Below are 13733 nucleotides of genomic sequence, written 5' to 3'. Positions count from 1 at the left end.
CTCTTAATATTAAATTTTAGAATTATAAGTTTGTGTTATCTGCTGGAGCTTCTGGTGCTACTGGAGCCTCTGCTGCTACAGGTGCTTCTGCTGCAACTGGAGCTACTGGTGTCTCCTGAACTGGTGCTGTCTGTACAGGAGCAACTGGTGTTACAGGTGTTTCCTGAGCTGGAGCAACTGGAGTAGGCTGTACTGGAGCTGCCTGCTGTACTGGAACTACTGGTGTAGGCTGTACTGGAGCTGCCTGCTGTACTGGAGCAACTGGAGCCTGCTGTAATGGTGATACAGGAACCTGCTGCATTGGATTTACAGGAGCTGCCTGTACTAGCTGCTGCATTGGTGCTACACCCATTGGCACTGCCTGTCCTGGGATAGCTGGCTGAGCAACAACTTTTTTCTTCTTGTTCTCTTTGCCCATTGTTACGTACTTATAAAACTTGTTAACATCATATCCAAGCTCTACTGCTGGGTTCTTAGCCTGGATAGTAGCCATGATATTTGAAAGTGTCTCATTAAGATTTGCCATGTTCTTAGGAGCTTTGCAAATCTCATGAACATCGTACTTCTGATCAAATACTGTGATGAACTTACCTGTCTGTGAATACATCCAACGAACATCTGAATACTTAACGATATCAAGTGTTGGACCAGCACTGATAATATAGTTTGGTGTGAAATATGTATTGAGCTGAGGAACAACTACTGATGTAGGATCAGCAAGTTCCATGTTGATCTCCTGTGCATTCTGAAGAGTGAGATCTCTGATTGTCTTATAGTAGCTAAGGAATCCTTTGATATTTACGATCACGATCACGATTGCTGCTACAAGGAAAATAACTCCAAACACGATAGCTACTGGCTCTGGATCAGCGTCTTTTACCCAAAGAGCCTTACCCATGTAATACTCATCAAAATAATCACGAGCTTCCTTGAGCTCATCCTCATCATTCTCATCTTCTACATAGAATGTAATAGCTTCATCAATTACTTCATCTGAGAGTGTGTAGATAGAACCTTCAACTTCTGCGTATCCTTCATCAGCGATTTCTTTTGAGATAGCATCTGCCTGGTCTTCAGAACATCTAATGATATAGATATCTTCATAATAGTCATAAACGAAATAGTAAGCTTCTGATGAATCGTAGTAACCAATCTGTACAGGATCTTCTGTAGCATAGATCATTACTCTCTTGCCTTCATCAAGATCATCATCATTGTAAGCTTCTGAAAAATGAACTGCTGCCTCATCGTTTCTCAAGGCGCTTCCAAGATCACCTGCTGCAAAGCAGATAAAAGAAAGAACAACAAGTACTGCAGCAACGATCATCATGATCATGTTGTGCTGATACTTCTTGTTGATAATAGGGCTGTTAATCTTATTCATATATTTTCCTCCGTTTTCCCCTCAAACACTTTATATAATTTACCATATACAGCCGACAAAAAAAATAACATTTTTCAGCAAATTAATTATGTATATAGACCTATTTTTGCAAAATAAAACGCATGGTCCACAAGCCCATGAACCATGCGAATCTATACTTTTTTTACCAATTAAAGAAGATGTGCTCTGAGCTCTTCTCCAGACTTATCAGAAAGATATGCTGGTGGAATATCAAGAATTGTCTTGCATCCTTTCATTCCCTCGCTCTGCATACGGTGTGCAGCTCTTGCTACAGCTACAAGCACGCTCGTTGTGAACTCTGGGTTTGAATCAAGTTTCAGGCTATACTCGATAATGTGGTTGTGCTCTTTGTTTGCACCAGTCTTACCACTTCTAAACACGAAACCGCCGTGAGCCATTCCGCTATGATTCTTCAAAAGCTCTTCTTCGCTGATGAAATGAACTGTTGTATCATAATCAGCAAAGTAATTAGGCATTTCCTTGATCTCTTTTTCTACTAAAGCTGCATCAGCTCCGTCCTCAAGAACTACAAAACACTCTCTTGTGTGCTTCTGTCTTGTTGTAAGCTCTGGATTCTGGCCGCTTCTAACTGCCTCAAGTGCACTCTCAACCGGGATTGTGTACTGCTTGGCATTCTTGACACCCTTAATTCTGCGAATTGCATCTGAATGTCCCTGTGAAACGCCCTTGCCCCAGAATGTGTAGTCGTTACCATCTGGAAGGATAGCATTTGAATAAACTCTAGCAAGTGAGAACATTCCAGGATCCCAACCGCATGATATAACTGCAACCTTGCCTGCTGCCTTAGCTGCCGCATCAACATTTGCAAAATGCTCAGGGATTCTGGCATGTGTATCAAAACTGTCAACAACGTTGAACATAGCAGCATACTCTGGAGTCTGAACTGGAAGATCTGTAGCGCTTCCGCCGCAGAGGATCATAACATCGATCTTGTCCTTATAATCTGCTACGTCGTTAACTGAAACAACAGGTACTCCCTTAGTTCTGATCTGAAGTGAAGCTGGATCTCTTCTGGTAAAAACAGCTACAAGCTCCATATCAGGTGCCTGCTCAACTGCAAGCTCTACACCCTTACCAAGGTTACCGTATCCTAAAATACCAATCTTTGTACTCATAAACTCCTCCTATCACCATCTCTATACATATGGGATATTTTACGATATCTCTTCTATGATATCATTAAATCCAATGATAATAATATCATTAGATGATGGCATTTTCACAAAATAATCATTGGTCAGGATCTTGAGCTTCTTGCCATCTTTTTTGGTGACAATTGAAACTTCCTGAACCATCTCTTTTCCCTCTTTGTAAGCCTTCAAAAGGGCAAGTCTTGAAAATGTATTGTTGAAGATAACCTTCTCTTCGCCTTCACGCATCGCGATCCCAGCCTGTGTCAGCTCATCAAAAGAGCCTGTGGAAGGAATGAAGTTATCAACATTATTCTTCATTATAAGGTAACTGTTCTTGGACAAATTACCATATACGATAAGTGGGTATTTCTTGTAAATAGCCTCCAGCAAAAGATCTATGGTACCGAAATGTCCTCCATCTGTAAGGACATCATAGTTTACGGCTACATTTTTGGAAGATCCGCAAAGAAGCATGAACTCCTCTTTTGGCATGGGCTTAGCAAATAAAAAGCCTTGGATCTTCTGGCAGTCAAAGGACTGCATAAGCTTGAGCTGGCTTGAACTCTCAACACCTTCAGCTACAGTCTCAAGGTTAAGTCTATGTGCAAGGTAAAAGATTGACTCGATCGCAACCTTACCTTCTGCTGTCTTACTAGTCTCCTGCATGAGGCCTTTATCTATCTTAAGGACAGATACCGGCATCTCAGCCAAAAGTTTTATGGAAGTAGAACCGCTTCCAAAGTCATCGATAGCAATCTTGATACCCTTTTCGTGGATATCTTTGCCCCAGTTTACAATATTCTCGTATTCATCTAAAAAAGCTGTCTCTGTAATTTCAACCTCAAACAAATTCTTATCTACTTCATATCTCTTGAGAAGTCTCTCAAGCCTGCTGGCGAAGTCTTTTTCATTAACATGACGCTGAGAAAAATTAACAGATATAGGAACAGCGCGGTCTCCAAGTTCCTTAATGGTCTTGCAGGCTTCCTCAGCAACAAACCAATCAAGATAAGTGATAGCATTGGTCTTCTCAAGCTCTGGTATGAATTCTGAAGGCATCTTAATATTACCCTCAGCATCCCTCCAACGAACCAGCGCCTCTGCGCTTACCAAGATTCCAGTGTTGGCATTATACTGTGGTTGATAATATGCAATTAACTCATGAGACTCCATGGCCTCAAACAAGTCATCAACTATAGTTGGCTCCAATATGTGCCTCTTTCTTAAATTATTGTTGTGATCTTTTTGGAATTTTCCCACAGATGTCAGAACAACATCTCCTGATTCTCATTATACCAATTTATTGAATATTTTATTCATGTTAAGTGTGACAATTTTGTGATTTTTTTGAAGCTTTTTTTCAATGTATGGTTCCAAAAATGTAGCTTTACTTCAATGCTTTAAAGGGATGTGTAATAAAAAAAGTTCCCTTAGTTAATCATTACGAAACCCTCTTCAAAAAATGCATAAAAAATGTATAATGTGCATAAAAAATACTCATTTCACCGTGGAAAGCGAAATGAGTATTTTATATTAATCTAAAATTTGCTTTTTATCGTTTAGTTTGAAGATATGCTTGCTATGCTACTGCACATAACTACAATAAGCATAAAGGTAACTTCCTGAGCAATGGTAACAGCTATCGTATTTCCAATGGCTGAACTTGCAGGATTTTTCTCCTCATTGTAAATTGCAGCTGTAATCATGCTAGCATACATGAGCCTTGTCTCTTTGCTCATATCAAGAACGCCCAAGCCTTTCTGACTTCTAAGGTAAACTTCAGCTTCTACAACATCCTGGATAAGCTGTTCCTGATCTACATCAAGATCAACAAGGCAACCCAGCATTGAAAGCTCATAGTTCTTTCCGTAAGGGGCGCCTGCTGCCTTAAATGCATCATATAGATTCAACGCCTTCTCGCATTTTTCCTCTGAAGATCCACCAAGTGCTGTGATAACCTGCGCAAGTGAATAAACATCATTGTCGTGGAAGAGGAATTTCTTTTTAAGTATCTGATATGAATTCTCAAGCTCTGTAAGGATATCATCTACATTCTTGTCACTCATAGCAAGAAGAACAGCAAAGCATGTATCTTCATCTGTTGTAAGGAATGGATGTTTCTCTTTCATTCCTTTCATGATCTGGCTTGTTCTATCAACGATAACGTCTGCATCTCCCATTCTCTTAGAATCACAGATGACCATTGCTGCAACTGCTCTGTAGATAGAGCCCATGAGCTTGCCTTCTTTTAACTTGTCATAAACTGCAACAGCATCCTCAAGATACTTCTCTGGCTGACCACTTACAGCCATCTTGGATGAAACGATAACCTCGTTAAATCCGCGGAAATATGAGAAATAGTTTTCCTCCTTCTGAAGGATCTTTTGACATTTCTTAACATATTCTGCATCTACTTCTCTGCCATTCTGTGTAAAAGCACTGCTGGCAGCAACCTTGATAAGTCCATATTCAAAGATAAAAGCCTTTCCCATGGCATTTCTATTTTCAGCAAATAGATCACATCTTTTTTTAATTAAGTCTTTCATACATTTTCTCCTTTGTTATTGTCGCGATTCCCCAAAATAGTAATGGAGAATACTTGATCACATGTGCCTTTAATGTGTCTGCAATCAGCATAGAGCCTGTCTCAAGGTCAACATACAGATCAGCGTTGAGGACATATCTGAATGCTATCGAGATCAGCGCCAGTACAAATGGCACCAAAGCAAGCAGATAGTACTTTGATCCTACTACCTTTCCTCTAAATGAAGCTACCACAAAGAACACAAGAAATGCAAGTCTTATAAGTATCTCAAATCCTGCATCTCCGATTGCATCAATGAGCCAATAGGCTGAAGGCGGGCTCATTAGCGTATCCTTCATCTGTAACAACTCATAAATGTAGTAGAACATTGTCAAAAGAGCTATGACCTTACTGATGGTCTTTTTCTCTGCCTTTTCTATGAGGGTTATGATCAGAAGTGCGTCCAACACAAACCTTATAAGTGTGTTTGTTAAAAGTTCCTTGAAAAGATCCGGAACTTCATCTTTCATGTCCCAGTAAATTGAACCCACTACTATATGCTTGATGCACACTGAGACAGCAAATATGATCATCATCACTATAAATGCTATCTTGGTGCGCTTTCTTTTTTCGTCCATATTGTTTGCGGTGTAAGTTACCATGCCATCCATTTTTACGTCCTCCCGTTGCCTATATAACTAGTATACAAGCTTGTCTGGGAAAATGTTGCGAAAAATGGGGCGTTTTTACCACTTTGGCGTGGGGGTGCCTGGATTTTTACCTGCAATTTATCTTTTGTTGGACTTGCAGGTAATGATTTTGGCGGTTTTGAGCTTGTTGATTTGGGTTTGTTACCTGCATTTACTCTTTTTCTGCCATTGCAGGTAACAAATCAGGTCACTCACTCGATAACTCTCCGTATTTTGTTACCTGCAATTCACATATTATTAAATTTGAGGTAAACTCATATATGGCTAGAACCAAATATACGCTTAGGGGGAAAGGAAATGGAACTTAAAAAGGTAACATGCCCAAATTGTGGCAGCTCAGAAATAGAGAAGGTAAGCGATGAGCAGTACAAATGCTCATATTGCGGCGCAACCTTCATGATTGACTACGATGAAGAGGATGCGCAGATCATCAGCAAAGAAAAAGAGCTGACAATGCAGAGGGAGCGCTTCGAACATGAAGAAAAGCTTCGAAAAGAAGCTCAAACAAGCACATCAGAAAAAAAAGTGCCACGATTCTTTGCACTATTTATGTTTGTAATGATTGTAGCAATTTTAGCGCTGTCTCTTTTTGCAAGTATTTATGAGCCAAACAATAGCTCTTCAACAGAATCACAAACAGAACAAACCTCAAAGAAAAAGTCACAATATCGTCTCCTCGACTCCAGCGACATCTCAGCAGGCATCGACCTTTCAGAATTCAAAAAAGCTGCTGATACTTTCGCACAGAACAAAAAAGAAGCCTACACCGGCTCTTGGACTCAGGCAGGCGAGCCAAAACTCGTTGCAGAATACTTTTTAAACAGCGAAGATGCCAACATGCTCTGGTTCTTTTACGAGTATACCTGGGAAAAAGAAGGAAGCGACCCAGCAAAGCGCTATGTTGCTGTTCACTTCGACAACATCCGCGTGACAGAAGATGGCAAGATCAAGTCCAATTACCGCCCAGAAGAATATTACCACAGTGAATTCTTAGGAAATTACTTGGTTAGCGGCTACTTCGATTTTAATTCTGCTTACAGAGAGACGATTACCGCTCATCCAGAATGCGAAATTACAGAGATTGCCCTTAATGATTAAGGAAAAGAACTGTGAGGTGCAGTTAACAAAAACGCGCAAGGAGGTTATTATGGAAACTTGGTATTACGTAGTTGAAAGCATTGACGGTGATTACGCCAATTTAAGAAGAACAGACATTGAAAGTTCAGAACTTAAGCTAGTTGCGAGAGCTCTTTTACCAGAGGGAATCGCAGAAGGCACTAATTTAAAATACGAGCTCATGCAGTATTCAATCATAGAATAAATGACCTCCAGGGAGGTCTGTTGTGGCTCAAAAAATAAGACCTGCTCAAGCATAGAGCAGGCCTTTTCTTTTTCACATATGTCACACAAAATCATCCTACTTCGCTACCGCCCCACTCTACTACTGTGAAGCCCTTCCTCTCCGGGGTTTCAATTTCCTGCCTGGAAATGTTGATGTAGTTTTCGCAGCCGTAATATGTCATGAACACGCGGATCACTGTATCCGGCTCAGGACTGATCTTAAGTTCTGAGTGGTCTGTGTACTCATCAGTCTGGAAGCGAATGATGTTGTACTTGTTGCCCTCCATCTTCGGAAGCCAGTATGCGACGAATTCTTCAGTTTCTTTTTCATTGAGCCCCAGCTGAGGAAGCATAGTTGTCAGGAAACTTTCCGTATCCGCGCCCGCAACACAGAATCCATCGTGGAATGTGTAGGTTGACTGAAGCATTGCTTCCCAGAACAGGTAGTCAAAAGACTCATCGCCAAGATGTATGGTTCCATCTGAATCCGCAGTCACTGTCCAGCCATTATCTTCGTTAAAAGCAGGATCTGTATCTGTAAAATAGCCATCAATACTAAGTTCCACTGAAAGCTCAGTGCCATCTTCTTCAGGATAAAGATAAATTGCAGGCTTAAGGCATGGCACCTGCTGCGCCTGGTCCTTATAATAAATCGCGCTATAATCTGCAGAAAGAGCGGCCTCTATATCAACGCCCGTATTAATCGTCGTAGCAATTCCAGGATTGAAAGTGATGTAGCCGTCTCCATCATTTACATTGTACTCATCCCCAAGCTTCTCCACATCTTCCTTCGTCGCCTCGTCACCATTTATAAAATACGTGGTCTCACTTGTCTCAAACTCAGTGCAAAGCGCCAGCTCAAGATCCAAGTATACTTCATCCTCATCAGCCTTAAAAATGTACTCATAAAGCCACACAGAATCAGTCCCCGCCTGCTCCCAATCATAAAAGAAAAAGCTTTTTTTATCATAATAACTGAAATTTCCATATTGTCCATAAAATGGGAAGCCCTCGGTAGCAAGCGACTTAACCTCGCCATCTGCATAGGTAAAAAGCTGCGCTCCACAGTTCTCAATGGATGGATCATCCACAATTGCCAGCTCATAAGCATCATCTTCATTCAAATGTAAAAGAGCTGCCGTAAATCCGCCGCCCGTCGTATCAAGCTTTTCTGTTAAAAAAGTTCTGTAAGCATCGATTTCTTCCCCTTCAAGAGCCTGCTTTGTTGTACTCACCGCATATGAAGCACCAGTTCCACTTACATCAGAGTCATTTCCATTATTCACTGAAGACGTTGTTTCTTCTTGACTTGCAGAAGCTCCGCAGCCCGAAATTGCCATAATAACTGCCATTCCCAATGGCAAAAGTCTAATTTTTTTCATACTTCTTTATCTCCTGCCTGTATATAAACATGCGCAATTCAGTAAATATGCGCATTCCGAATATATCATGATTATATTTTTAACCGACTAATTTTAACACAGATAAAACGGAAAGATAAACCGATATATTCGATAAAATCCAGCAATTTCCTGTATTTCGAACAAAAAACACCCACCGCCTTATGCGATGGGTGTCTCAAAATCATCTATTAATCCAAACTCTCATTTCACCTTCACCCCTGTTAGCCCAGGTGTAGTAAGGAATCAGCTCCAGTGTCACGTCCTCATATTCAGGTTCTTTATAAACGCTATAGAGTGACTCCGCCTTCTCTTTTTCCCTCTTTCCTGGTAAAAGAATCTTTGTAATCTCGTTGCCCTCTATTATCGTTTTTTCAAACTTAGCTTTTGCGGCATCCGTTGTGACAGAGACCATATGAAGATCCTTGCCGTTGTCTTTTTCCTCAATGCAGTAAACGAATGGGCCGTAGGTAACCGCTACCTTGCCGTGATCCTCGAAGACTCTGGAGCTGGCCTCCATGATTCTCACTTTCTTAGCAAAAGTGATCTCGATAACGTCACCTTTCTTGAACACACCGGTAATATATTCATAGCCCTTCTTCAGCTCATGCTTGCAACCACCGGCATTAAGGTCATATGAGTCGCACCAATCAGGAACCCTAACTGCAATAGTCTCTTCCTTGTCAGCTCCAGCTTTCTCCTCGACGTCTTCGCAGACAATTCGAAGTTTGCCGCTTCCAAGCACATCTGATTCAATTTTCCACAAAACAGATGCATTCTCATACTCTTTTTCCACAGTGCCACCGACATAAAGGTGCATAAACAGTGTATCGTCACTTTCAGTGTAAGCGTAAGCCGCAACTGAACTAAGAAGTCTTGCAATGTTAGGTGGGCAGCAAGCACAAGGGAACCACTTCTGGCGAACAGGCTTCACATGATTTTTTCTCTCATCCCTGTAGCAGGCTTCTGGTCTAACTTCCAGAGGATTTACGTAAAAGAAGCTCTTTCCATCCAGGGCCATTCCAGCAAGAACAGTGTTATACAGAGCTCTTTCCATGGCGTTCGCATACTTGCTGTCGACATTCATCTGAAGCATGCGGCGGGCAAAGAACACAAGACCGACAGATGCGCAGGACTCAGTGTAAGCCAGGTCATTTGGAAGGTCATAGTTGTAGGTGAAAGCCTCTCCAATATTGGTTGATCCGATGCCACCTGTAATATACATCTTCTTGTTAACAGCGCTGTCCCAAAGTCTCTCGCAGGCTGCGTAGAGTTCCTCATCCCCAGTAAGTCGCGCAACATCAGCCATTCCAGAATAAAGATATACAGCTCTCACAGCGTGTCCAACGGCCTCATCCTGCTCTCTGACTGGCTTATGAGCCTGATAATAGTGGTACCACTCCTTATCTCCGTGCTTTTTGGCTTCATCCGGGTGCTCAATGTCGAAGTAATAAGGTCTCTGGCCTCTCGCATCGATAAAATACTTACTAAGTTCCAGATACTTTGGATCTCCAGTAACTTCATAGAGTCTTACAAGCGCCATCTCGGATATCTCATGTCCCGGGAATCCATGGATCTTGCCCTCTTCTGTTCCGAACCTTGAATACACGTAATCTGCAAACCTTCTGGCTGCATTAAGAAGCTTATCTTTGCCTGTAGCCTCATAATAAGCTACAGCCCCCTCAGTAAGATGTCCCAGGCAGTACAATTCATGATGGTCCTTGAGATGAGTAAATATCTTAGACATATCATTTATGATGTAGTAAGTGTCCAGATATCCATTCTCCTGCTGAGCCGCGCAGACAATATCTATAGCTTCATCAGCAGTCTTTTCAAGTTCAGGATCAGGATGCTGAGTAAGCGAGTATCCAACCGCCTCGATCCACTTTGAGAAATCTGTATCCTGGAAAAGAAATCCATAAAACTTATCTTCTAACTCTTTTCCCTCTTCAGGAACCGGTCTAAAGACATCTGTAGGCCAGATTACTTCCTTGTAGGCAGCTCCCAGCTCTTTTCTCCTAGCTGTGATCTTGCCTGCGACCTTGAAATTACGCATAGCATAGCTTGGCTCTGCGCCCTCAACCTCGTCGTTTATGGCCTTCCACTGATAAGGAATAACCTCATTTCTTACAAGCTCCATCTCGCTCTTCCAGAATGGATCATCAATATGGACTTTTCGCAAATTTATTGGCTTTGAAATATTCTTAACCATTGTAACTTCCCCTTTTACACTGTCAGTATTTTTCATGTGCTTGCCAGTATTCAACTGGCCTTTTGATAGATTCAGAATAGCATTTTCGATTTTCAAATAACATTGATATAATAGAATTAAACATGTATATTTTGGAATATTTTATCGAGGTAGACACATGGGAATCTCATTTGAAATAGCTGGAAATCATAAAATAGAAAGCGCTAACTACGTCACTAACGTTGTTCCGATGTTTCATCCAGACCGCGTACTTGAAGTTCATGACTTTTTGTATATTTTGGATGGAACCTGGGAGATATATGAAAACAATACTGCCTATGAGATGGAAAAGGACGATCTTTTGATCCTTTCAGCCGGTAACCACCACTACGGCAAAAAACCCAGTTCTGCAGGGAATAAGCACATGTATATTCACTTGTATCAGGAAAGCAAAGAACTAAATGCCTCTAAAACAGCAGACCCTGTTTCCTCCCCCAGCTCCACTTCAACCACCGCACTTACCTCTGGTTCTCCCTTATTCCACTGCGCTTCAAATCCGCGCATCAAGCAGTACTTCAAGGAGATAATCGCAACTCACCTAAGCGATAATCCTTCGATCACTCAGGAAATGAAAGAGGAAAAGATATCTCTTTTGATGGGGCTGATGCTATGGGAAATGAGCTCTTTGCAAAAATCTCTTGAATCAAAGCCAAAACACTCAGAACTAATCTCTGAGATCATAGATCTGCTGCAGACAAATCCGCACCACATGTACACCACAGAAGAAATCGCAGATAAATTTTACGTTTGCTCCAAGACCGTTTCCAACATGTTCAAAGGTGCTTACGACGTCACCTTCTACAGCTATCAGATGAGCATGAAACTAGAAATGGTCAGACAATATCTGTCTGACCATCCTTATGAAACTCTGGCAAGCGCCGCCAGAAACTATGGTTTTTACGATGAATTCCATCTAGGCAAAGCTTATAAAAAGAAGTTTGGTTTTTCACCAAAACGAAAAATATAGCATTCAGAGAAATACCAGAAGGCGTCACAAGTACGTCGCTTCTTATTTCACAGGAACGCAATGCTTGTCATTGATCTCACATACTTTCTTAACTCTTCTGCGATATTTTTCTTCCATGAGCGGATCCGTATTTAGCCAGGTCTTTACGATCTCCATAGCCATAAGTCCGCCAATTATCTTAGCTCCGAGGCACAATATGTTTGAATCTGTATGCTGTCTTGCAAGTGTAGCGCACACAGGGTCCTGACAAACAGCCGCATAACAGCCATTTATCTTGTTGGCAATAAGCGCACTTCCATAGCCAACTCCATCGCAAAAGATTCCTCTTTCGCAGTCACCCTTCGCAACTGCCAGCGCTGCAGGATAAACATAATCCGAAAGATCACAGGACTCACTATCATAAGTGCCAAAGTCCTTAACATCGTATCCCTGCTCAATAAGATACGCCTTGATCTCTTCCTTCATCTGCGTTCCCGCATGGTCATTTGCCATAGCAATCGTCATAGTGCACCTCCTTAATTTTTATTCTTTACTTTTCACATGATCAGTTAGTGCCTTTAGCCCATCCGTATCCAGCGTCAAAACATTTGTTGTAAAGATTGTCTTCACAAGCCAGATCAGGAACACGAATACAAGCACAGGGATCACGCAGGCTGTAACTATCATGACAGCAAGTGATTCCAGTAGACTTCCAAGGAAGCCAGAAACCTTCTCAACTGTCTCCGTTGTTATTGTGGTGAACTCGTTAAAAAAGCTTGTTTCACCCTCGCCCTCTATCTGCAGGTCCTCATACTCCTCAACTGCATTTTCAACTCTTGCAGCCTGTGTTTCGTAGACCTTATCTGAAAGCCACACGCTGAAAGGCACGATGATAAAGATAATTATTCCAACTACTGCCAGCTTTCCCGCAATGGTTCTCAATTGTTTTTTACCAAAGGCTATAGACGCGCACACCAGCAAGCACGCTACCGGTATGAGCACCGAAAATGCAATGTATCCAGAAAGACTCACCAGGAATTTTTCCAGATAAAGCGCACACAAAATCACTAAAAAGTATTTTGCAAGCTCAGCAAGCTGCTCTGCGATAGGCGTACACAGATCTCCCGGCAAAAGAGATATGGTCGCAGACGTTGCTGCCGCTCCGCCAGATAAAGTCATGACTTTGGCAATCTTATCCTCAGTCTGCTCAAGTGTATGCACATGATTATTGGGATCTGCTGCCCATGGTGCCAGCTTTGTAAAAGAAATAACGGCCACAAGTAGCATCACCACTATAAAAGTAATCTTTTTGATATCCAAAGCTGCTCCTCCTTACTGATAAACAATGGTGTACTCGGCAGTTGCTGGGAAGCTGTTTACAAAGTTCTGCACTATTGCCTTCGCCTGTTCATCAGCTCTTTCCAAAATACCACTATCAAGTGCCTTCTGCTTTGCTGTTTTTTCATACTCTGCCATAGCAGCGTTGTAATCATCAAGCTTCAAAGGATTCCAAATAGACTCTTTTTCCGAATAGCTCTCAAAAGAGTCCTTGTCGATAGCAACTGACTGGATCTCAGCATCAGGAATATCAATAGTCACTGTCCTTGTGGCGTCATCCTTAGTGATAGTGATCTTCTCAAAATCCACTCCCGCAAAAACCTGACCGTCATACTTAAACACCATCTGCGACGAGGAATCTATCATATTAAAGAAAACCTTTTTCTCTTTGGTGTAAGTTTCCACGTTTGTAAAATAGTATTCCTGAGTGACCAAAAAGCCCATGTTTGCAAGCCCATCACGAATAGTCTCAGTGCTGATGGACACAAGAACCTTGGCTTCACTCTTAGTATCTTTTTCCTTGGAAGTCTCCGACGCAGGGCTCACGATCTGCTGATTCCCCCTATCCTTCATATAACCTGCAATCAGGACAATGCTGATGATCACCGCCACCGCAATGATCACCAGGTAAATAATATTTTTATTGCCTCGCATTTTTTCCACT

At 41.8% G+C, this 13733-nt stretch carries 13 protein-coding genes; 3 read left to right on the top strand and 10 right to left on the bottom strand.

Annotated elements, in window-relative coordinates; translation table 11 throughout:
* Positions 1–22: 22 nt before the first annotated feature.
* The 5 genes from bhn_RS02405 to bhn_RS02385 form a co-directional block, all read right to left on the bottom strand.
* A complete protein-coding gene (locus bhn_RS02405; protein ID WP_071175192.1) occupies positions 23–1384 on the bottom strand; it encodes a hypothetical protein in 1362 nt (453 codons plus the stop codon).
* 170 nt (positions 1385–1554) lie between these two features.
* Positions 1555–2541, bottom strand: a complete 987-nt coding sequence (locus bhn_RS02400) for a diaminopimelate dehydrogenase (protein WP_071175191.1) — start codon at positions 2539–2541, stop codon at positions 1555–1557.
* A 39-nt stretch (positions 2542–2580) separates the two neighbouring features.
* Positions 2581–3768 (bottom strand): EAL domain-containing protein, encoded by a 1188-nt coding sequence (locus bhn_RS02395; protein WP_083385643.1) that lies wholly within the window; start codon positions 3766–3768, stop codon positions 2581–2583.
* A 350-nt stretch (positions 3769–4118) separates the two neighbouring features.
* Positions 4119–5105: a DUF4003 family protein gene (locus tag bhn_RS02390; protein WP_071175190.1), complete on the bottom strand. Its 987-nt coding sequence runs from the start codon at positions 5103–5105 to the stop codon at positions 4119–4121.
* Entirely contained in the window at positions 5089–5754 is a 666-nt protein-coding gene (locus bhn_RS02385; protein ID WP_071175189.1) for a hypothetical protein, read from the bottom strand. Before bhn_RS02385 ends, bhn_RS02390 begins: the two co-directional genes overlap by 17 nt.
* Positions 5755–6090: 336 nt before the next feature.
* On the opposite strand from bhn_RS02385, the gene bhn_RS02380 reads away from it, so the two are divergent.
* Both bhn_RS02380 and bhn_RS02375 read left to right on the top strand, forming a co-directional pair.
* A complete protein-coding gene (locus bhn_RS02380; protein ID WP_071175188.1) occupies positions 6091–6891 on the top strand; it encodes an eL43 family ribosomal protein in 801 nt (266 codons plus the stop codon).
* Positions 6892–6940: 49 nt separating this feature from the next.
* Positions 6941–7114, top strand: coding sequence for a chorismate--pyruvate lyase (locus tag bhn_RS02375; protein WP_071177404.1), 174 nt, complete (start codon positions 6941–6943; stop codon positions 7112–7114).
* A 91-nt stretch (positions 7115–7205) separates the two neighbouring features.
* On the opposite strand, the gene bhn_RS15885 is transcribed toward bhn_RS02375, so the two are convergent.
* Entirely contained in the window at positions 7206–8516 is a 1311-nt protein-coding gene (locus tag bhn_RS15885) for a hypothetical protein (RefSeq protein WP_083385642.1), read from the bottom strand.
* A 202-nt stretch (positions 8517–8718) separates the two neighbouring features.
* A complete protein-coding gene (locus bhn_RS02365) occupies positions 8719–10746 on the bottom strand; it encodes a glycoside hydrolase family 127 protein (protein WP_148661893.1) in 2028 nt (675 codons plus the stop codon).
* Positions 10747–10903: 157 nt separating this feature from the next.
* Between bhn_RS02365 and bhn_RS02360 the strand changes: the two genes are divergently transcribed.
* On the top strand, positions 10904–11752 hold the full coding sequence (locus bhn_RS02360; RefSeq protein WP_071175187.1) for an AraC family transcriptional regulator: 849 nt from the start codon (positions 10904–10906) through the stop codon (positions 11750–11752).
* A 42-nt stretch (positions 11753–11794) separates the two neighbouring features.
* Here bhn_RS02360 and bhn_RS02355 read toward each other — a convergent pair whose 3' ends face one another.
* From bhn_RS02355 to bhn_RS02345, 3 genes are read right to left on the bottom strand one after another with little or no spacing between them, the layout of a single operon-like run.
* Entirely contained in the window at positions 11795–12256 is a 462-nt protein-coding gene (locus bhn_RS02355; RefSeq protein ID WP_071175186.1) for an RpiB/LacA/LacB family sugar-phosphate isomerase, read from the bottom strand.
* 18 nt (positions 12257–12274) lie between these two features.
* Positions 12275–13051, bottom strand: a complete 777-nt coding sequence (locus bhn_RS02350) for a hypothetical protein (protein ID WP_071175185.1) — start codon at positions 13049–13051, stop codon at positions 12275–12277.
* Positions 13052–13063: 12 nt separating this feature from the next.
* Positions 13064–13723, bottom strand: a complete 660-nt coding sequence (locus bhn_RS02345) for a DUF4230 domain-containing protein (RefSeq protein WP_071175184.1) — start codon at positions 13721–13723, stop codon at positions 13064–13066.
* Positions 13724–13733 lie beyond the last annotated feature (10 nt).

Origin of the sequence: Butyrivibrio hungatei (assembly GCF_001858005.1) — a bacterium.
In the GTDB taxonomy this organism is placed as follows: domain Bacteria; phylum Bacillota; class Clostridia; order Lachnospirales; family Lachnospiraceae; genus Butyrivibrio; species Butyrivibrio hungatei.
This window is presented reverse-complemented; position numbering and strand designations above follow the sequence as displayed.

What these genes read in the sequence shown, in the direction of transcription:
- bhn_RS02380 (WP_071175188.1), top strand. Translation starts at nt 6,091, where the DNA reads ATGGAACTTAAAAAGGTAACATGCCCAAATTGTGGCAGCTCAGAAATA.
- bhn_RS02390 (WP_071175190.1), bottom strand. Translation starts at nt 5,105, where the DNA reads ATGAAAGACTTAATTAAAAAAAGATGTGATCTATTTGCTGAAAATAGA.
- bhn_RS02345 (WP_071175184.1), bottom strand. Translation starts at nt 13,723, where the DNA reads ATGCGAGGCAATAAAAATATTATTTACCTGGTGATCATTGCGGTGGCG.
- bhn_RS02385 (WP_071175189.1), bottom strand. Translation starts at nt 5,754, where the DNA reads ATGGATGGCATGGTAACTTACACCGCAAACAATATGGACGAAAAAAGA.
- bhn_RS02360 (WP_071175187.1), top strand. Translation starts at nt 10,904, where the DNA reads ATGGGAATCTCATTTGAAATAGCTGGAAATCATAAAATAGAAAGCGCT.
- bhn_RS02400 (WP_071175191.1), bottom strand. Translation starts at nt 2,541, where the DNA reads ATGAGTACAAAGATTGGTATTTTAGGATACGGTAACCTTGGTAAGGGT.
- bhn_RS02405 (WP_071175192.1), bottom strand. Translation starts at nt 1,384, where the DNA reads ATGAATAAGATTAACAGCCCTATTATCAACAAGAAGTATCAGCACAAC.
- bhn_RS02365 (WP_148661893.1), bottom strand. Translation starts at nt 10,746, where the DNA reads ATGGTTAAGAATATTTCAAAGCCAATAAATTTGCGAAAAGTCCATATT.
- bhn_RS02355 (WP_071175186.1), bottom strand. Translation starts at nt 12,256, where the DNA reads ATGACGATTGCTATGGCAAATGACCATGCGGGAACGCAGATGAAGGAA.
- bhn_RS02375 (WP_071177404.1), top strand. Translation starts at nt 6,941, where the DNA reads ATGGAAACTTGGTATTACGTAGTTGAAAGCATTGACGGTGATTACGCC.
- bhn_RS15885 (WP_083385642.1), bottom strand. Translation starts at nt 8,516, where the DNA reads ATGAAAAAAATTAGACTTTTGCCATTGGGAATGGCAGTTATTATGGCA.